Raw genomic sequence first — 18,660 nt, forward strand, 5'->3', positions numbered from 1 at the left:
AGGAGACATTCATGAGCTATCGCTATGACGAAGCGATCGACGGCCCGCTCGTTACGCACGACCGTGCCGCCGTCGTCGCGGAACTGCGCGCGCGCGTGCCTGGCCTGACGATCCTGCACGAAGCCGAGGAGCTGCGTCCGTTCGAATGCGACGGGCTCTCGGCCTATCGCACGACCCCGCTACTCGTCGCGCTGCCCGAAACCGTCGAGCAGATCGAAACGCTGCTGCGCTATGCGCACGAGGCGCGCATTCCCGTGGTGGCGCGCGGCGCCGGCACCGGTCTGTCGGGCGGCGCGCTGCCGCTCGAAAAAGGCATTCTGCTCGTGATGGCGCGCATGAACCGCATCGTCGCGATCGATCCCGAGGCCGGCATCGCGCGCGTTCAGCCGGGCGTGCGCAATCTCGCGATCTCGCAGGCCGCCGCGCCATACGGGCTTTACTATGCGCCCGATCCCTCGTCGCAGATCGCCTGCTCGATCGGCGGCAACGTCGCCGAGAACGCCGGCGGCGTGCACTGCCTCAAATACGGCCTGACGGTCCACAACATCCTCAAGCTCGAAGTCCTCACCATCGAGGGCGAACGCGTCACGCTCGGATCGGACGCGCTCGATTCGCCCGGCTTCGATCTGCTCGCGCTCTTCACCGGTTCGGAAGGCATGCTCGGCATCGTCGTCGAAGTCACGGTGAAGCTGCTCACCAAACCGCAGAGCGCCCGCGTGCTGCTCGCGAGCTTCGACGACGTCGAGCGGGCCGGCTCGGCGGTGGCCGAGATCATCGGCGCGGGGATCATTCCGGGCGGCCTGGAGATGATGGACAACCTCGCCATTCGCGCCGCCGAAGACTTTATCCACGCGGGCTATCCCGTGGATGCGGCAGCCATCCTGCTGTGCGAGGTGGACGGCGCCGAAAGCGACGTCCACGAGGATTGCGAGCGGGTGGAAGCGCTGCTGCGCGCGGCCGGCGCCACCGACGTGCGGCTCGCCCGCGACGAAGCCGAGCGCCAGAAATTCTGGGCTGGCCGCAAGAACGCGTTCCCGGCGGTCGGCCGCATCTCGCCCGACTACTACTGCATGGATGGCACGATCCCACGCCGCGAACTGCCGGGCGTGCTGGCCGGCATCGAGCGCCTGTCGCAGCAATACGGGCTGCGCGTCGCCAACGTTTTCCACGCGGGCGACGGCAATCTGCATCCGCTGATCCTGTTCGATGCGAACGCGGGCGAGACCGAGCGCGCCGAAGCGCTCGGCGGCGCGATCCTGGAGCTGTGCGTGAAGGTCGGCGGCAGCATCACAGGGGAACATGGCGTGGGCCGCGAGAAGATCAATCAGATGTGCGCGCAGTTCAATGCCGATGAATTGACCTTGTTTCATGCCCTGAAAGCCGCGTTCGATCCGCAAGGTCTGCTCAACCCCGGCAAGAACATCCCGACCCTGCACCGCTGCGCCGAATTCGGCGCGATGCACGTTCACCACGGCGCGTTGCCGTTCCCCGAACTGGAGCGATTCTGATGCGAGACGATCCGATCCCGCTGGACGACAGCCAGCGTCTCGTCGACGAAGTCGCTCGCGCCATCTCGACGCATACGCCGCTGAGCGTGCGCGGCGGCAACACCAAGGCGTTACTCGGCCGCGGTGTGCCTGATGGTGCACCCGACGGCGCACCCAACGGCGCGCGCGAACTCGACACGCGCAGCCACAGCGGCATCGTCCGCTACGAGCCGACCGAACTCGTTATCACGGCGCGTTGCGGCACCTCCGTCGCGGCGCTCTCGGCCGCACTCGATGCCGCCGGTCAGATGCTGCCCTGCGAGCCGCCCGAATTCGACGGCCGCGCGACGCTCGGCGGCGCGGTCGCGAGCGGGCTGTCGGGACCGCGCCGGCCGTGGGCAGGCTCCGTGCGCGACTTCGTGCTCGGTTGCCGCCTGATCACCGGCGAGGCGAAGCATCTGCGCTTCGGCGGCGAAGTGATGAAGAACGTCGCCGGTTACGACATGGCGCGGCTCGCGGCCGGCAGCTACGGATGCCTCGGCGTGATGACCGAGGTGTCGCTAAAGGTACTGCCCAAACCGCGCGCGACGCGCAGCGTCGTCCTTGAGATGAGCGCCGACAAAGCCATGACGGCGCTGACGAACTGGCGCCGCGGCGCGCTTCCCGTCACCGGCGCCTGTTACGAGGATGGCCTGTTGCACGTGCGGCTCGAAGGCGGCGAAGGCTCCGTGGAATCGGCCATCGGCCACATCGGCGGCGCGGACCTCGACATGGCGTTCTGGACCGACCTGCGCGAACACCGCCTGCCTTTCTTCGCCGATGCGCGTCCGCTCTGGCGTCTGTCGCTGCCGGTCGCCGCGCCGCTCATGGCACTGCCCGGTGACGTCATGCTCGACTGGGGCGGCGCGCAGCGCTGGCTCAAGAGCCATGCCGACGTTTCGTCGATACAGGCAATCGCCGCGGCCGCCGGCGGTCACGCGACTCGCTACAGCGCGGACGCAACGCCGGACCCGCGCGGCGCGGCAAGCCCGTTCATGCCGCTCACCGCGCCGCTGCTGCGCCTGCATCGCGCATTGAAGGCGCGGCTCGATCCGCATGGCCTGTTCAACCCCGGCCGCCTGTACGCCGACTTCTGACGCGAGACACCATGCAAACCAACCTCAGCGAACAGGCCCGAACTCTCGCGCGCGCCGACGAAGCGGAATCGATCCTGCGCAGTTGCGTCCATTGCGGCTTCTGCAACGCGACCTGCCCGACCTATCAGGTCCTCGGCAACGAGCTCGACGGCCCGCGCGGCCGCATTTATCTGATCAAGCAACTGCTCGAAGGCGAGGACGTCGGCGCGAAAACCCAGCAGCATCTCGACCGCTGCCTGAGTTGCCGCAATTGCGAAACGACCTGCCCTTCCGGCGTCACCTATCACGCGCTGCTCGATATCGGCCGCGCCGAACTCGAGCGACGGGTCGCGCGGCCGGCCGGCGAGCGCATGCTGCGCGAAGGTCTGCGACAGGTTATCCCGCGCCCAATGGTATTCAAGACGCTGCTGACAGCGGGCCGTCTCGCGCGGCCCTTCCTGCCCACATCGCTGCGGCAGAAAATCCCCGTCGACAAGGTCGCGGCCAAGCCGCGCCCGCCGGCAAGACACAGCCGTCGCATGCTGATACTCGAAGGCTGCGTGCAGCCCGCCTTGTCGCCGAACACGAACGCCGCGACGGCGCGCGTGCTCGACCGGCTCGGCATCAGCGTGATCGCGGCATCGCAGGCCGGCTGTTGCGGCGCGACCGACTACCACCTGAACGCGCAGGATGCGGGCCTCGCGCGCGCACGCCGCAATATCGACGCATGGTGGCCGGCCATCGAGGCGGGCGCCGAAGCGATCGTGCTGACCGCGAGCGGCTGCGGTGCATTCGTGAAGGAATACGGGCATCTGCTGCGCGACGATCCGCACTACGCGGCCAAGGCCGCGCGCACGAGCGAACTGGCCCGCGATCTCGTCGAAGTGCTCCGCGGCGAACCGCTCGACGCGTTGCAAACCGGCGAGCGCAAGCGCATCGCCTTTCATTGCCCGTGTACGCTGCAGCATGCGCAGAAGCTCGGCGGTGCGGTCGAGGCGATCCTGACGCGGCTCGGCTACGACCTGACCGACGTTCCCGACGCGCATCTATGCTGCGGCTCGGCGGGCACCTATTCGATCACGCAGCCGGAACTGGCGGCAACGCTGCGCGAGCGCAAGCTCGACGCGCTCGAAAGCGGCCAGCCCGACCTCATTGCGACGGCCAACATCGGCTGTCAGACTCACCTCGCCGGTGCCAATCGCACGCGCGTGCAGCACTGGATCGAACTTATCGAAGACGCGCTTCAATAACTCCGGGAATCGACCGACATGCAAACCAAATCTGTACTCACCCTCGCGGAAACCACGCGCATTCTCGACGCCGCTCGCGCCGAGGCGGAAAAAAACCACTGGCCCGTCGCCATCGCGGTGGTCGACGACGGCGGCCATCTGCTCGGCCTGCTGCGTCTGGATAACTGCGCGCCGATCGGCGCCGAGATGGCAATCGGCAAGGCGTGCACCTCGGCCTTGGGACGTCGCGAGTCGCGCCTCTACGAAGAAATGATCAATGGCGGCCGCACCGCTTTCGTGAGCGCACCGCTCGTCGCGACGCTGGAAGGCGGTGTTCCGCTTACCGTCGATGGGCAGGTGGTGGGCGCCGTCGGTGTGTCCGGCGTGAAGCCGGGTGAAGATGCGCAGGTCGCGAAAGCGGGAGCGCAGGCGCTGGCGTGAGGGAGTCAGTGTGTTCCCGATGTCCACGACGTCGGGTTCATCGAAGATCGCGCGACGTTGCATAGCTGCGGCCAATCCATCGCGAACTGACCGCAGCACCGCGTGCCGGACGACTCGGCACGCATTAGAAGTACCTCAATCAGGACCTCCGTCCTCTCAGCCTGAATTGCGCGTGTATTTCGTCAACACGACGCGCGAAAACGCATTCATGAATTGCTCGACCCGTTCGAATCCCCCCGCGTCCTGTGCGAATACCGAAAGGCTGTCGGCAAGATGAGTCAATAGAAGAATCAGGTCCTCCTTCGGCGTATCGCGTTTCAACTCACCGCTGCGGATCGCGAATCCGACCGCTGTCTCGATTGCGCCGTGAATTTCGGTCGTGAACCTGACGAGGGTCGCGCGCGCTTCGCCGCTGAGCACATCGCTTTCGAGCCGTAGACGTCCGATCAGACTCCAGGGATGATGGGTCTTTCCGCCCGGGTTGTATTTCCTGTACAGATTGCGGTTATAGGCGATCTCTCCCTGCACCTTTTCCTGTAGCGACTTCGTTTCATCGAGCCAGATGCTCTTTTGCCCGTGGATTGCCGCGTCGACATAATCCTTGACGACTTCTTCAACGAGACTGTTCTTGTTGCCGAAGTGATAGTGGATATTGGTCGTCGTGATACCTAACTGTTTGGCGATCACGCCGAACGTGGTCTTGTGATAACCGTGTGCAATGAGCAGCTTCTTTGCCAGTTCTTTAATGCTGTCGTACATCGAAGGCTTTTTGGGCCCGGAAGTTGTCTTGTCGTTCTGACTCAACGTCTCACCTCGGCGAAAAACGGTGTGATGAGAGCGGCCTCATGCGGAACACAGCAGCAGGCGTGACTCGTGTAATTGCGGGCAGCCGGCGCACAACGGTCCGGCACGATTGATGGCGCCGATTCTACACGACTCCCCCGCGCCCCAGCAGCGAAGCAGTCCATCCCCGAGCCCGGCCAGCCGGCCGGCAAAACACTTTCCCCACTTCCCGGCTCCCGTCGCAGACCCATTGCGGACGGCGCCAGGCGCTAGCCATGACGCTAGCAAAAATCCCCGTTGCCTGTCTCAAACAAAGCTGGTATCTTCACGAAAAAATACTTACTAGTAAGTAAGTATTTGGGTCGCGATCGAGGGAAACCGCGCTGCATGCAGCAGCAGAATCAGGAGACACAATGCAGGAGCACGTTCTACTCAGGCGCCACGGAGCCGTGGCCGAAATCGTCATCAACCGGCCGGAAAAAATGAATGCGATGACGCCGGAAATGACGCAAACGCTGGTTGGAATCAGGGAGGAACTGGAGCGGGATAACGACGTACGCGTCGTGCTGTTGCGCGGCGAAGGCGAACGCGCCTTCAGTGCCGGCAGCGATCTCCATACGTTGAAGACGTATCGGACTGCGTGGGAATTCCGCCGGCGCACGGACTACGCGATGGTCATTCGCGAATTCACCAAGCCGGTCGTCGCGGCGCTCAAAGGATGGGTGCTGGGCGGCGGACTCGAAATGATGCTGGGCGCCGACATCCGCGTGGCGGGACAAAGCGCGAAGTTCGGCGCGCCGGAAGTCTTGCGCGGCTGGGTCGGCGGCGGCGGCGCATCGCAAATGCTGCCGCGTCTGGTTGGCTACGGCCAGGCCATGCGGCTGCTGCTCACCGGCGACTCGATCGACGCACACGAGGCGCACAGCATCGGTCTGGTGGAGATCGTGGTCGAAGACACGGCCGTGGTCGATACCGCGATGGCGCTGTGCCGGAAGATGGCCGAATTCAGCCCGATTGCGACGCAGTCGGTCAAGGCGGCCGTGCGCGCGGCGCTGTCGATGTCCGTCGATCAGGGCATCCGCTACGAGAACGAGTTGACGTCGCTGTGCTTCGCCTCGGGCAACTACGAAGAAGGAGCCAACGCGTTCGGCGAGCGGCCGAAGCGTTCCTAGCGGGCAAACAGTGCGCCGCGCCGCCTCTCGGTGCGCCGCGGAACATCATTGACAAGAGAAACGGAGACAGCGCTATGCAGCATGCACATGCGCAGCAGGTTAGCCGAAAAAACATCCGACGTGCGGTATTCGCGTCGACGCTCGGCACCATCATCGAGTGGTATGACTACGGCCTCTACGCCGCGGCGTCGGGGCTCATCATCAACAAGCTTTTCTTTCCGCAACTGTCGCAACTGGCCGGCGTGCTCGCGGCCTTCGCTACGTTTGCCGTGGGCTTCGTGATCCGCCCTGTCGGCGGCATCGTGATCTCGCATATCGGCGACAAGTACGGGCGCAAACCGGCACTCGTGTTCTGCGTGACGATCATGGGCGCGGCGACCGTGGGCCTCGGCCTGCTGCCGACCTATCAGCAGGTGGGCATGCTCGCCCCGGCTCTGCTGGTGCTGCTGCGGTTGATGCAGGGCTTCGGCGCGGGCGCGGAACTGGCCGGCGCGATCACGTTGATCGCGGAGTACACGCCGCCGTCACGGCGCGCGTTCTTTACCTCGATTCCCAATGCCGCCACGAACTTCGGCGTGCTGATAGCGATCACGACGTTCCTCGTGATTTCATCGGTGCCCGAAAACATCCTGTATTCGTGGGCATGGCGCGTGCCGTTCCTGATTTCGCTGGTGCTGTTCGGAGTGGCGATCTATATCCGCTCGAAGCTCGACGAAACGCCCGAATATATCGCGGCGATGGAAAAGGCCAGTGAACGCGCGAGGAAGGAGAAAGTGCCCGTGGCCGAACTCTTCCGCAATAGCCGGCGCGAGGTTCTGTGCGGCTTCCTCGCGATGGGCGGCCATCAGGCGCTCAGCTATGTGCTGAACACGTTTGCCCTGAGCTACATGACCAACACGCTCGGGATGGCGAAGTCCGACAGTCTCATCGCCCTGATCATCGCGCTGGCTTTTTCGCTGCTGTGCGCGCCGGTGGGCGGCATGCTGGCCGACCGCTACGGCAGCGGCAACGTGTTCGCGGCCGGCGCACTGATCGCGCTGAGCCTCGTTTGGCCGCTCTTCCACATGATCGACTCGAAGGACGTCGTGCTCGCGACCATCGCGATGAGCGCGGTCTACGGCATCAGTTGGGGCTGCACCTGCGGCGCGCAGGGCTCCTTCCTGTCGAACCTGTTCCCGACGCAATACCGCTTCTCCGGCATCGCAATGTGCCGCGAGCTGTCGGGCGCAATCATTGGCGGCCCGACGCCGTTCATCGCCACGGCGCTCGTTGCGTACGCGAACGGCAAGCCGACCGGCGTGATGCTGTTCCTCGCCGTTTTCTGTCTGCTCACGCTGATCGCCGCGCTGTGGGGCAAGCGTCTGTCGCGTCATCAGGATGAACAGCAGGTGCTCCGGGAGTCGGGCTCGACGGCCTGATCCGTTGCGCCGCGAACACGCGGCCACGCGGTTCCCGGCGCAACGTCCGATCCAGGGCAGTTGTCGCTGCCCGGCGCGGAGGCCATTTTGAACGGCCCTTACCAAAGTAAGTTTTTGCGGTCCCGGCAGCGCTTCCTGCGAGGCGCTGCGGTTCGATACGAGGCACGGCGCGCGGCGCCCTGCGTGACCAGAACGCGACCCTACGGAGTAGAAGACATGCAGATTCTGAGCGCCGACGAAGCAGCCGGCATGCTGAAAGATGGCGATACCCTGATGATCGGCGGATCGGGCAGCGGCCATGCCGTGCCCGAAGCGCTGATCGAGGCGCTGGAGCGGCGCTTTCTCGCGCAAGGCGAGCCGCGCCGGCTCACCTCGGTACACCCGGTCGGACTCGGCGACCGCGGCGAACGGGGCGCTTCGCGACTCGCGCATGCCGGGCTGCTCAAGCGCGTCGTCTGCGGCACGCTCGTCGATTCACCGCCGCTTGCGCAGATGGCGCTGAACCAGGAGATCGAGGCGTGGACCTTGCCGCAAGGCGCGCTCTCGCAACTGACACGCGAAATCGCCGCGGGCCGTCCGGGCCTGATCAGCCACGTCGGCCTGCACACGTTCGTGGACCCGCGCAACGACGGCGGCCGGCAAGGTGCCGCCAGCGACGATACGCTCGTCAGCCTGATCGAGATCGAGGGACGCGAATGGCTTTTCTATAAACCGTTCGACATCGACGTGGCCTTTCTGCGCGGCACGACCGCCGACGAAGACGGCAACATTTCGATGGAGCAGGAAGCGATTTTCGGCGACATGCTGTCGATGGCACAGGCCACGAAGCGCAACGGCGGGCTTGTGATCGTGCAGGTCAAGCGGCTCGCGAAACGCGGCACCCTGCCGGCCAAGACGGTGAAGATCCCCGGCATGCTCGTCGATGTGGTCGTGGTCGAGGCCGATCAGCCGGTCACGTATCAGACGGCCTACGATCCGGCGTTCTCGGGCGAGATGCGCATTCCGCTCGGCGGTTTTCCACGTTTGCCGCTCGACGAACGCAAGATCATCGCGCGCCGGCTGGCGATGGAACTGCGCGTCGGCGCGGTATGCAACGTGGGCTCCGGCGTCTGCACCGGCATCGGACTCGTCGCGGCCGAGGAAGACGTGCTGCATCACATCGTGCTGACCAACGAACAGGGGCTGATCGGCGGTGCGCCGGCGGCCGGCCTCGATGCGGGCGCCGCGCGCAACTACAGCGCGATCATCGACATGCCGTACCAGTTCGACTTCTACGACGGCGGCGGAATCGACATCGCCTTTCTTTCGGCAGTCGAAATCGACTCGCAGGGCAGCGTCAACATCAGCCGGTTCGCGAACAAGCTGATCGGCGTGGGCGGCTTCATCAACATCAGCCAGAACGCACGCAAGATGGTGTTCGGCGGCACGTTCACAGCCGGCGGTCTCCAGGTGGCCTGCGAAGACGGCAAGCTGCGCATCCTGCGCGAAGGCGCGCACCGCAAGTTCGTGCCGAAGCTGCAGCAGGTGTCGTATAACGGACCGTTCGCCCGCGAGCGCAATCAGACGACACTGTTCGTCACCGAACGCGCCGTGTTCCGTACTATCGACGGCGGCCTGGAACTCATCGAGATCGCGCCGGGTATCGATCTGGAGCGTGACATCCTCACGCACATGGCATTCCGCCCCGCCATTTCGCCGGACCTCAAGCTGATGGACGAGCGTCTGTTCCGCCCGGAGCCGATGGGACTCGACGCCGCGATGTCGGAACAGGCGTGGCCGGAACATCCGCGCCTCGCCGCGCGCCGGGAGAACCGCTTGTGAGCGGCGCGACGCAGGCATCGCGCATCGACGGCTCGACGCGTCTGTTCGGCATTCTCGGCAGCCCGGTCACCCAGGTGAAGACGCCACAGCTCATGAACGCGCTTTTCGCCGCGGGCGGCATCAACGCCGTCTGTCTGCCGTTCGAAGCACCGGTTGCATCGTTCGCGCAGGTCGTGGTCGGTCTGAAATCGCTGGCCAATCTCGATGGCCTCGTCGTGACCGTGCCGCACAAGGTCAGCGCGATGGCGCTGGTCGATGCGGTATCGGCAACGGCGGCGCAGGTCGGCGCGATCAACGTGATGCGGCGGCAGCCGGACGGTAGCTGGTTCGGCGATATGTTCGACGGCACGGGGCTCGTCATTGGACTCGAGCGGATCGGTTTTGCGCTGCGCGGCAAGCGCGTCAAGCAGCTCGGTGCGGGCGGCTCGGGGGCGGCCGTCGCGTTCGCCCTTGCCGGTGCGGGTGTCGCGAGCCTCGCGCTGAGCGATCCCAACCGCGCGTTGCCCGATGAACTCGCCGGCCGCCTGAACCGCTTCCACCCCGCGTGTCAGGTCAGCGTCGATATCGATCCGGCCGACGTATCGGGCATCGATCTGCTGATCAACTGCTCGCCCGTGGGCATGCGGCCCGGCGACGGCATGCCCGCGTCATTCGGCGCGTTCCCTGCGTCGCTGCAGGTCGTGGACATCATCATGACGCCCGCCGTGACGCCGTTGCTCGCGCACGCGCAACAATGCGGCTGTCGAGCGACCAATGGGCGTCCGATGATCGAGGGACAACTGGCCGCATTCGCCACGTTCTTCGGCATCGACGTGCCCGCTTCATTTTCGTGTTTCTCCGACACACCCGCGTAAAGCCCGCCGCTTGCACGCTCCCAATCCATTCCTGATCATCATGCACATCGTTCTTCCTACATCCTCAGGCCGGCTCGAATCCTATACGCTCCAGGGCCAGCCGCTAGCGGTCAAACCCGCGACGGCGCCGTTCAGCCGGATTGCCTATTCCGCCGCGCACGTCGTCGCCGATCCGCTTCGAAGTGGCGAGCTGAACCAGCCGTGCGCGATCGACTGGACACGCACGATCGAATATCGCCGCTATCTGATCGGCCAGGGACTCGGCATCGCCGAGGCGATGGATACGGCCCAGCGCGGCATGGGCCTTACGTGGGAAACGGCGCTCGAACTGGTCGAGCGCACGATGAACGAAACCCGCGACCTGCCGGGCGCACTCATCGCGTCAGGCTGCGGCACAGACCATCTGCCCGCGCATCTTGCGACGTCGTGCGACGACGTGATTCGCGCCTATGCCACGCAGCTCGATGCAATCCAGCGCACCGGTAGCCGGGTGATCCTGATGGCGAGCCGCGCGCTCGCCCGCGTTGCGCGGCACCGCGACGATTACGCGCGGGTCTATCGCGAAGTGCTGGCCATGTGCGACCAGCCGGTGATACTGCACTGGCTCGGCGACATGTTCGATCCGGAACTGAAGGGCTACTGGGGCAGCGACGATCTCGACGAAGCCGCCGACGTATGCCTTGGCATCATCGCGCAGAACGCGCACAAGATAGACGGCATCAAAATTTCGCTGCTCGACGACAGCAAGGAAATTGCGTTCCGCCGCCGGCTGCCCAACGGCGTCAGGATGTACACCGGCGACGACTTCAACTATCCGGCGCTGATCAAGGGCGACGAACAGGGCTTCTCGCATGCGCTGCTCGGCATCTTCGATGCGATCGCACCCGCCGCGTCGCAGGCACTCGCCGCGCTGGCCGCAGGCGACGTGGCCCGTTACGACAGCCTGCTCGCCCCCACCGTCGCCCTATCGCGCCACATCTTCAGGATGCCGACGCAATACTACAAGACCGGCGTCGTCTTCCTCGCCTACCTGAACGGCTTCCAGCCGCATTTCTTCATGCTCGGCGGCCATCACGGCGCACGTCCGCCGCGCTATCTCGCGGACGTGTTCCGTTTCGCGGACACCGCGAATCTGCTGCGCGATCCGGAGCTGGCCGTCGAGCGCATGCGGCGCGTCATGGAAACGCTGGGCTGCGGCAATTGATGCGGCCACTGAAGCGGCAACCAGGGAGAAACGACGCATGGAATCGCTGAACAACCAGCTACACCGTTGTTCCATCAATACCGCGACGCTCGGGCATCGCGAGCCGATCGCGCTCACGCTGGACCGGATCGCCCGCGCGGGCTTCGGTGGCGTAGCGCCGTGGCGGCAGGAAGTCGAAGCGGCCGGCGCCCCGGCCGTCGCGCGCCAGCTTCGCGCCTTGCAACTGAGTGTGAGCGGCTATTGCCGCTCGGCCTATCTGACAGGCGCCACGCCGGCGGAGCGCCGCGCGGCTATCGAAAGCAACCGGCGCGCGTTGCACGATGCGGCGGAACTCGACGCACGATGCTTCGTGATGGTCGTGGGCGGCGTGAATGGAACAGGACCGGCGAATAGCGCCGGCACGGCACCGCGCGATCTTGCGGGAGCGCGCCAGCAGGTCGCAGACGGCATCGCGGAACTGTACGGCGAGGCACGCAAGCTGCGCGTGCCGCTCGCCATCGAGACTTTGCATCCGATGTATGCGGCGGACCGCTCGGTGGTCAACACGATCGCGCAGGCGCTCGCTCTGTGCGAGTCCATCGCGCCCGACGATCCGGCGCTACTCGGCGTCGCCATCGATGTCTACCACTGCTGGTGGGACCCGCTGCTGTCCGAATCGATCGCGGCGGCCGGACGCGCGCGGCGGATACTCGGGTATCACGTCTGCGACTGGCTCGCCGATACGCGGGACATGTTGATGGACCGCGGCATGATGGGCGACGGTGTCGTCGATCTGGCGGGTTTTCGTCGGCAGATCGAGGAAGCCGGCTACGACGGCATGGTGGAAGTGGAGATTTTTTCGCGCGATCGCTGGTGGACGGTCGAACCGGACAGCGTGCTCTCGACCTGCGCACAACGGCTGCAATCGGTGTGCTGATGTTTGCCGACGCTTGCTGTTACCCATCCACACTTCGCCGGCGGAGTGCCGCGCGGCGATGAAGGAACACAACAAGGAGAGACGACATGGTTACGGAAACCCATGAAACAACAACGCCGGCTCGTGAAGGGCGGCGACTGCAACCCGGCACCTACGCCGCGCAAGACATCCGGATTGGCGATCATTTCCTGACGTCGGGCATCACGGTCACGGAAACGCACGTCGTCAACTTCGCGGGCGTGTCGGGCGACCTCTACGACATCCATCTCGACGATGTCGCGGCACAGGAAGCCGGCTTTTCCGGCCGGATCGCGCATGGACTGCTCGGCCTGTCGTTGGCCGACGGCCTGAAGACACGTTGCCCCGTGCGGCTGATGGGCATCGCAACGCTCGGCTGGAACTGGGCGTTTCGCGCGCCGCTGCTGATAGGCGATCGCATTCACGTGGAAGTCGAAGTAAAAGCTCTGCGTCCGACCCGACGCGACGATCGCTCCATTGCGACGTTGTATCTGAAGGTGCTCAACCAGCGCGGCGAGACGGTGCAGGACGGCGAGACGCTGCTGATGATGAAGCAGGAGCCTGCTTTTGACCGGTAGGCAAGGGACATTGGCCTCGCCCCGCCCCTACCCCTTCGGCGGCAACAACGCCGACAACAGCCGCCGCAACTCCTCGCACTCCCGTTGCGTCAGCCTTGCGGTCAACACACGCTCGAGTTCCTCGACACGCGGCCGCAAGGCCGCAAGCTGCTTGTTGCCGGCCGTGGTCAGCGATAGCAGATAACTGCGCTTGTCGGCGGGATCGTCGGATCGCTTGACGAGCCCATTGCGCACCATGCGCGCCACGAGATCGGCAATCGTCGAGCGATCCACGTCGAGCCCTTCGCCGAGTTGCCGTTGATTGACGCCGGGCGTGTGCCGCAGGATTTCGAGCGCCGCGTACTGGACGCTCGTGATCTCGGTGGAAACTTCGCTGAGCCATACCGCCGCATGGCGTTGCTGGGCGCGGCGGACGAGGCTGCCCGTAAACTTCGAGAGCGCGTCGGGGTCGTGTTGGGTCGGCAATTTGGCAGTATCGGCGTGGTTTAGCGCAGGCGGAAAATCGGCCCGAAGAAGGCGTTCAGTTCCGCATAGGCATTCAGAGGAAGCACATGGGCGACGTATTGATCCGGACGGACCACGACGAGCGCGCCCCGTTCGCGATCGATACCGCGTTCGTCGAAGATATCAGTTGCCGCATCGCTCGTAAATGCCTTCTCATAGTCGACGAGACCATAGCGTCCCTTGCGCGGCAATAGCAACGCCGGCAGGTCTTCGAGACGAACGTCGCGATGCGGTTGCTGCAGCACCGCGCGCAGATCGAACACGCTGTCCACGTCGGCGCCTTCCGGCGTGGCGAGCCGCAACACCGAATCGGGTGACGTGGCAAGATGCTCGCACAGCGCGTGCAGCGCGCTGCGATTCGCATCCGCGAACGCATACAGGCGCCAGCGGCCGTCCGCGCGCGCCGCATGGCCGAGATGGACGGGCTTCGCATCGGCGAGCCGCACGACCGGCGACGAGTGAAAGCGCGTGCCGATCGAAAAGCCCTTCGCGAGCGCCTGATGCGTTGCCTCGCCGGTCAGCATGGCTGGCCGGTAACGGGTCGCGACACCCGCCGTATAGCGGCCGGCGCGCACGAAATACGCCTGCAATTCCGCGGGATCGACGCCGCCGGCTTCGGGCCGGTTGGGATCTTTCGGCGGCGCGGCCATCATCGCCGACCATTCCTTGTCGAAATCGATCAGCTCCTGCGCGATCGGCTGACGCTCGTCGGAATACGTGCGCAACAGCTCGACGCCGCTGCGACCTTCCAGCACCGCCGCAAGCTTCCAGCCCAGATTGAAGCCGTCCTGCATCGACACGTTCATGCCCTGCCCGGCCTTCGCGCTATGCGTGTGGCAGGCATCGCCGGCGATGAACACGCGCGGCTCGCGCGCTGTGCCTTCACTAGTCAACGCATCGTCGAAGCGGTCCGTCAGGCGCTGCCCCACCTCGTACACCGAGAACCATGCGACCTCCTTCACGTCGAGCGAATACGGATGCAGGATTTGCCGGGCCGTCTCGATGATGCGCTCGACGTTGGCCTGCTTGATGCTGTCGCGATTCTCCGGCGTGACTTCGCCGAGATCGACGTAGAAGCGGATCAGATACCCGCCTTCGCGCGGAATGAGCAGCAGATTGCCCTTGCCGGCGGACTGGATCGCGGCTTTCAGGCGAATGTCCGGGAAGTCGGTCACGGCGAGCGCGTCCATCACGCCCCAGGCATGATTGGCCGCGTCGCCGCGCAGCGTTTGTCCGATGGCCGTGCGCACGCGGCTGCGAGCGCCGTCGCAACCCACCACATAGCGCGCGCGCACCGTTATCGTCGCGTCGCCTTGCGCCGCATCGGTATGGCGCAACGTCACGCGCACCGGATAGTCGTGCGCATCGTCGCGTTGCACGTCGACGACTTCGAGACCGTAGTCCGGCTCGAGCCGCTGCGCGGAACGGCGCATCGAATCGAGCAGATAGTCCATCACGCGAGCCTGATTGACGATCACGTGCGGGAATTCCGACAGACCTGTTTCGGTATCCTGAACACGACCGGTACGCCTGATCGCGTTCCGATCATTCACGTCCGGACGCCAGAACACCGTTTCGTTGACCCAGTAGGCTTCGCGCAACAGGCGATCGCTGAGCCCGAATGCCTCGAACATTTCGACGGTACGGCAAGCGATGCCGTCCGCCTGCCCCATCTGCAACGCTTCGCCGCGACGCTCGACGATGCGTGTGCTGATCGACGGGAACTGCGACAGTTGCGCCGCCAGCACGAGCCCCGCGGGACCGCTGCCGACGATCAGCACGTCGACCGTCTCGGGCATGCCGGCGCGAGGCGCGCCTTGCGCGGCGGGTTCGATGGTCGGGTCGCCGACGCGAAAACCGTTGAGATGAAATTGCATGACTGTCTTCCTCCATTCCGTGTGGGTGGCACTGTGAAGACGAATATACTCCGTACACCAACTATTTTCCAAGCACTTCATGCACTCACTGATGTTTACCCTGGAATCTGGCATCGGAACCGGCCTGATGTGCGGCTTTCGCTCCGCAAGTCCCGCTTTGCCGCGCGACGGTTTTTGTCGCGATGGCCGGCAATCGGGCCATCACGCCTCGTGTCTTTGCATGCCGGTCTATCGGCACGCTCGCGCATGTCGGGCTATATGACTTCGAGTGAAGCAAGCCTGTCACCCCCTGTTTCATGGCTCTGCCTGAAGCCTAATAGGCACCCGATTGACATTACAAATAACAAACAATATTTATAACATCTTCAATACGATAATTACGATTAACCAACATAAAGCATGCATTGCAGATTCAGCATGAAATTTGCTCTCCGGATTAACACGGATAAAAGGGGCTTGAATCATGCAAGCGCTTAACGCTCGGCGTACACTCGCCGCAAGCGCTTGCAGCAAGGCGCAACGAGTACTGAAGCACCCGTCGTCAAAGGCGGGTTTCTGAAGACAGAAAAGAGGAGAACAATCAATGAGCTGGACTCGGGAACAGAGAAACGTCACGATTGCCGCCTATCTGGGCTGGACATTGGACGCATTCGATTTCTTTCTGATGGTGTTCGTGCTGAAAGATATCGCGCAGGAATTCAGCACCGATATTCCATCGGTCGCGTTTGCCATCATGCTGACCCTGATGATGCGTCCGCTCGGCGCATTGATTTTCGGCTGGCTCGCCGACAAATACGGCCGCCGTCCCACGCTGATGGTCAACATCGCGTGCTTCTCGCTGCTGGAGTTGCTGTCCGGCCTCTCGCCGAACCTGATGACGCTGCTCGTGCTGCGCGCGCTGTTCGGTATCGCGATGGGCGGCGAATGGGGCGTCGGCGGTGCGCTGACGATGGAAACCGTGCCGCCGAAATCGCGCGGCATCGTCTCGGGCCTGTTGCAGGCCGGCTACCCGAGCGGCTATCTGCTCGCCTCGATCGTGTTCGGCGTGTTCTATCAATACATCGGCTGGCGCGGCATGTTCTTCGTCGGCGTGCTGCCCGCACTGCTCGTGCTCTACGTCCGCGCGCACGTGCCGGAGTCGCCCGCCTTCAAGACGCTCGAAAAGAAGGCGCGCCCCGGCCTCGTCGCAACGCTCAAGCAGAACGTCGGCCTGTCGATCTACGCGATCATCCTGATGACCGCGTTCAACTTCTTCTCGCACGGCTCGCAGGATCTCTATCCGACCTTCCTGCGCGTGCAGCACCAGTTCGATGCGCATACGGTGTCGTGGATCACGATCACGCTGAACATCGGCGCGATCTGCGGCGGGCTGTTCTTCGGCTGGATATCGGAGAAGATCGGCCGCAAGCGCGCGATCTTCATCGCCTCGCTGATCGCCTTGCCGGTACTGCCGCTGTGGGCCTTCTCGAGCACGCCGATGCTGCTCGCGCTCGGCGCGTTCCTGATGCAGATCTCGGTGCAAGGCGCATGGGGCGTGATCCCGGTGCACCTGAACGAAATCTCGCCCGATGAGATTCGCGCGACCTTCCCCGGCCTCATGTATCAGCTCGGCAACCTGATCTCGTCGGTCAACGGTCCGCTGCAATCGAAGATCGCGGAGATTCACGGCAACAACTACGCGCTCGTGATGGCGGTCGTGATCGGCATCGTCGCAGTCGTAATCTGCGTGCTGATTCCGTTCAGCCGCGAGCGGCGCGGCATCGACATGACGCAGTCCGCGCGCGAAGTCGGCGCGCCTGCCACGGGAGGCGCCGTGTAGGCCGGCTCGCCCGCCGACCGCTTCAAATGCTTCAAGCGTTCGAACTAAACAGCTACTGCACCGGCGCGTTATAGGGCACAATAGCTGCAAAGGCGGTTCGAACCGCCACGACGCCAATGCGCGTCAGGCGCCTCGGGTTATCAGGATCGAGGCGCGGGGCCAGATACATCGCAGAGCAATACGAGGCCGTTCCGATTTCGTCGGAACGGCCTTTTTATTTTCCGCGCGATCTGACGCACCGCGCACAGGAAAGGCGACCCTCGTCAGGTCTTCTAGAGGAGTTAGTCGAACGGGACCCCTTGATCGCAGCCGTCATCCTTCTTTATCCTGAAAAAAACGATTGTTTCAAATGGCGATTTGAATCGCTTGTTTGCGAGCCGGCAGCCCCGGCAACTGGGAGACGCAACATGGCAGTTCGCACAACAGGCCGGCATGCCGGCGATACCAAGTCACGCATTCTCGACGCCGCGGAGACGCTCTTCATCGAATGCGGCTACGAGGCGATGTCGCTGCGGCAGATCACTTCGCGCGCCGAAGTCAATCTCGCGGCGGTCAACTATCACTTCGGCACCAAGGAGTCGCTGATCCACTCGATGCTGTCGCGCCGTCTCGATCAGCTCAACCAGGAGCGGCTCAAGCTGCTCGACCGCTTCGACGCCATGCTCGGCGCGCGGCTGACCTGCGAGCACGTGCTCGGCGCGATGTTCATTCCGGCGCTGCGGCTCTCGCGCGATCCGCGCATTGGCGGCAAGGCGTTCCTGCGCCTGCTCGGCCGCGCCTATACCGATCCGTCGTCGTTCATCCGCGATTTTCTGAACCAGCATTACGAGCCGGTGGCAGTGCGCTTTTTCGATGCGTTCCAGCGCGCGCTGCCGCATCTGCCGCGCGAGGAACTCGGCTGGCGGCTGCACTTCGCGATCGGCGCGCTGTCGGGCGTGCTCGCCGGCACCGATACCGACAGCCTGATTTCCGAGTTCTCGCAGGGCAAGTCGATGAACGATCTGCAGCTGATCGCGCGCCTTGCCTCGCTGATGGTCGCTGCGCTCAAGGCGCCGCTGCCGGACAGCTCTCAACTGGCGACGTTCGCCGCGGTGCTCGGCGATGCAACCGATGGCGCTCAGGAAGCGGCCAGCCGTGAGATGGTGCCGTCCGCGTCGCGCGAAAGCGCCGCATCGGCACAACCCGCTTATAGCGATACGGATGGTGGCGAACGCCGCGGCGGCGGTGGCATCGAAGCAGCGTCCGCATCGTTCGAGCACGTGTTGCACGGCACGGCTTGAGCATGCCTCGCCCGGGACGGCGCCCGCATAGGCCGTCCCCAGCGGGAAGCCTGCAGAATATGGCAAGCAGCCCGAAACATCGGGCCGACGGCAGGCAACGAAGAAGCAACGTACAAGTAACAAACCGGCAAAGGACAGGCGCCA

Annotated in this window: 16 protein-coding genes; 13 read left to right on the forward strand and 3 right to left on the reverse strand. The window is 64.4% G+C overall.

Annotated features, from left to right (window positions below; translation table 11 throughout):
• Positions 1–11: 11 nt before the first annotated feature.
• The 4 genes from glcD to F3J19_RS09480 are packed head-to-tail and all read left to right on the forward strand — an operon-like array spanning position 12 to position 4,272.
• Positions 12–1,508 carry a glycolate oxidase subunit GlcD gene (gene glcD, locus F3J19_RS09465; RefSeq protein WP_167040079.1) on the forward strand — a complete coding sequence of 499 codons (1,497 nt, stop codon included), beginning with the start codon at positions 12–14 and terminating at the stop codon, positions 1,506–1,508.
• Positions 1,508–2,623: a glycolate oxidase subunit GlcE gene (glcE, locus tag F3J19_RS09470; protein ID WP_167040081.1), complete on the forward strand. Its 1,116-nt coding sequence runs from the start codon at positions 1,508–1,510 to the stop codon at positions 2,621–2,623. The genes glcD and glcE overlap by 1 nt, the downstream gene beginning before the upstream one ends.
• A gap of 11 nt (positions 2,624–2,634) precedes the next feature.
• On the forward strand, positions 2,635–3,852 hold the full coding sequence (gene glcF / locus F3J19_RS09475; RefSeq protein WP_167040083.1) for a glycolate oxidase subunit GlcF: 1,218 nt from the start codon (positions 2,635–2,637) through the stop codon (positions 3,850–3,852).
• 18 nt (positions 3,853–3,870) lie between these two features.
• Positions 3,871–4,272, forward strand: coding sequence for a heme-binding protein (locus F3J19_RS09480; RefSeq protein WP_167040085.1), 402 nt, complete (start codon positions 3,871–3,873; stop codon positions 4,270–4,272).
• Positions 4,273–4,428: 156 nt separating this feature from the next.
• Here the strand turns inward: F3J19_RS09480 and F3J19_RS09485 are convergent, their stop codons facing one another.
• Complete coding sequence (locus tag F3J19_RS09485) at positions 4,429–5,031, reverse strand: TetR/AcrR family transcriptional regulator (RefSeq protein ID WP_167040087.1); 603 nt, start codon at positions 5,029–5,031, stop codon at positions 4,429–4,431.
• Positions 5,032–5,468: 437 nt separating this feature from the next.
• On the opposite strand from F3J19_RS09485, the gene F3J19_RS09490 reads away from it, so the two are divergent.
• From F3J19_RS09490 to F3J19_RS09520, 7 genes are all read left to right on the forward strand, one after another.
• Positions 5,469–6,227, forward strand: a complete 759-nt coding sequence (locus F3J19_RS09490; protein WP_167040089.1) for an enoyl-CoA hydratase/isomerase family protein — start codon at positions 5,469–5,471, stop codon at positions 6,225–6,227.
• Between the two features lie 74 nt (positions 6,228–6,301).
• Complete coding sequence (locus F3J19_RS09495; protein WP_167040091.1) at positions 6,302–7,645, forward strand: MFS transporter; 1,344 nt, start codon at positions 6,302–6,304, stop codon at positions 7,643–7,645.
• A gap of 216 nt (positions 7,646–7,861) precedes the next feature.
• Positions 7,862–9,466: a CoA-transferase gene (locus tag F3J19_RS09500; RefSeq protein WP_167040093.1), complete on the forward strand. Its 1,605-nt coding sequence runs from the start codon at positions 7,862–7,864 to the stop codon at positions 9,464–9,466.
• Positions 9,463–10,320, forward strand: a complete 858-nt coding sequence (locus F3J19_RS09505) for a shikimate dehydrogenase (protein ID WP_345891016.1) — start codon at positions 9,463–9,465, stop codon at positions 10,318–10,320. The genes F3J19_RS09500 and F3J19_RS09505 overlap by 4 nt, the downstream gene beginning before the upstream one ends.
• 40 nt (positions 10,321–10,360) lie before the next feature.
• Positions 10,361–11,524 (forward strand): dihydrodipicolinate synthase family protein, encoded by a 1,164-nt coding sequence (locus tag F3J19_RS09510; protein WP_167040095.1) that lies wholly within the window; start codon positions 10,361–10,363, stop codon positions 11,522–11,524.
• Between the two features lie 37 nt (positions 11,525–11,561).
• Positions 11,562–12,440, forward strand: coding sequence for a sugar phosphate isomerase/epimerase family protein (locus tag F3J19_RS09515; protein WP_167040097.1), 879 nt, complete (start codon positions 11,562–11,564; stop codon positions 12,438–12,440).
• A gap of 86 nt (positions 12,441–12,526) precedes the next feature.
• Positions 12,527–13,036 (forward strand): MaoC/PaaZ C-terminal domain-containing protein, encoded by a 510-nt coding sequence (locus tag F3J19_RS09520; protein WP_167040099.1) that lies wholly within the window; start codon positions 12,527–12,529, stop codon positions 13,034–13,036.
• A gap of 27 nt (positions 13,037–13,063) precedes the next feature.
• On the opposite strand, the gene F3J19_RS09525 is transcribed toward F3J19_RS09520, so the two are convergent.
• Together F3J19_RS09525 and F3J19_RS09530 are read right to left on the reverse strand one after the other, a co-directional pair.
• Positions 13,064–13,501: a MarR family transcriptional regulator gene (locus tag F3J19_RS09525; protein WP_167040101.1), complete on the reverse strand. Its 438-nt coding sequence runs from the start codon at positions 13,499–13,501 to the stop codon at positions 13,064–13,066.
• 20 nt (positions 13,502–13,521) lie between these two features.
• Positions 13,522–15,417: an FAD-binding monooxygenase gene (locus F3J19_RS09530; RefSeq protein WP_167040103.1), complete on the reverse strand. Its 1,896-nt coding sequence runs from the start codon at positions 15,415–15,417 to the stop codon at positions 13,522–13,524.
• 583 nt (positions 15,418–16,000) lie between these two features.
• Between F3J19_RS09530 and F3J19_RS09535 the strand changes: the two genes are divergently transcribed.
• Entirely contained in the window at positions 16,001–17,236 is a 1,236-nt protein-coding gene (locus F3J19_RS09535; protein ID WP_167040105.1) for an MFS transporter, read from the forward strand.
• A 407-nt stretch (positions 17,237–17,643) separates the two neighbouring features.
• The gene (locus F3J19_RS09540) at positions 17,644–18,516 is read left to right on the forward strand and encodes a TetR/AcrR family transcriptional regulator (protein ID WP_167040107.1); all 873 of its coding nucleotides are present in this window, start codon (positions 17,644–17,646) and stop codon (positions 18,514–18,516) included.
• The last annotated feature ends 144 nt before the right edge of the window (positions 18,517–18,660 follow it).

Origin of the sequence: Burkholderia sp. Ax-1724, assembly GCF_011752995.1 — a bacterium.
Classification (GTDB): domain Bacteria; phylum Pseudomonadota; class Gammaproteobacteria; order Burkholderiales; family Burkholderiaceae; genus Paraburkholderia.

Coding starts and splice junctions, on each gene's coding strand:
- F3J19_RS09495 (WP_167040091.1), top strand. CDS start 6,302: ATGCAGCATGCACATGCGCAGCAGGTTAGCCGAAAAAACATCCGACGT.
- F3J19_RS09530 (WP_167040103.1), bottom strand. CDS start 15,417: ATGCAATTTCATCTCAACGGTTTTCGCGTCGGCGACCCGACCATCGAA.
- F3J19_RS09535 (WP_167040105.1), top strand. CDS start 16,001: ATGAGCTGGACTCGGGAACAGAGAAACGTCACGATTGCCGCCTATCTG.
- F3J19_RS09520 (WP_167040099.1), top strand. CDS start 12,527: ATGGTTACGGAAACCCATGAAACAACAACGCCGGCTCGTGAAGGGCGG.
- F3J19_RS09515 (WP_167040097.1), top strand. CDS start 11,562: ATGGAATCGCTGAACAACCAGCTACACCGTTGTTCCATCAATACCGCG.
- F3J19_RS09540 (WP_167040107.1), top strand. CDS start 17,644: ATGGCAGTTCGCACAACAGGCCGGCATGCCGGCGATACCAAGTCACGC.
- glcD (WP_167040079.1), top strand. CDS start 12: ATGAGCTATCGCTATGACGAAGCGATCGACGGCCCGCTCGTTACGCAC.
- F3J19_RS09480 (WP_167040085.1), top strand. CDS start 3,871: ATGCAAACCAAATCTGTACTCACCCTCGCGGAAACCACGCGCATTCTC.
- F3J19_RS09500 (WP_167040093.1), top strand. CDS start 7,862: ATGCAGATTCTGAGCGCCGACGAAGCAGCCGGCATGCTGAAAGATGGC.
- F3J19_RS09490 (WP_167040089.1), top strand. CDS start 5,469: ATGCAGGAGCACGTTCTACTCAGGCGCCACGGAGCCGTGGCCGAAATC.
- F3J19_RS09485 (WP_167040087.1), bottom strand. CDS start 5,031: ATGTACGACAGCATTAAAGAACTGGCAAAGAAGCTGCTCATTGCACAC.
- F3J19_RS09510 (WP_167040095.1), top strand. CDS start 10,361: ATGCACATCGTTCTTCCTACATCCTCAGGCCGGCTCGAATCCTATACG.
- glcE (WP_167040081.1), top strand. CDS start 1,508: ATGCGAGACGATCCGATCCCGCTGGACGACAGCCAGCGTCTCGTCGAC.
- glcF (WP_167040083.1), top strand. CDS start 2,635: ATGCAAACCAACCTCAGCGAACAGGCCCGAACTCTCGCGCGCGCCGAC.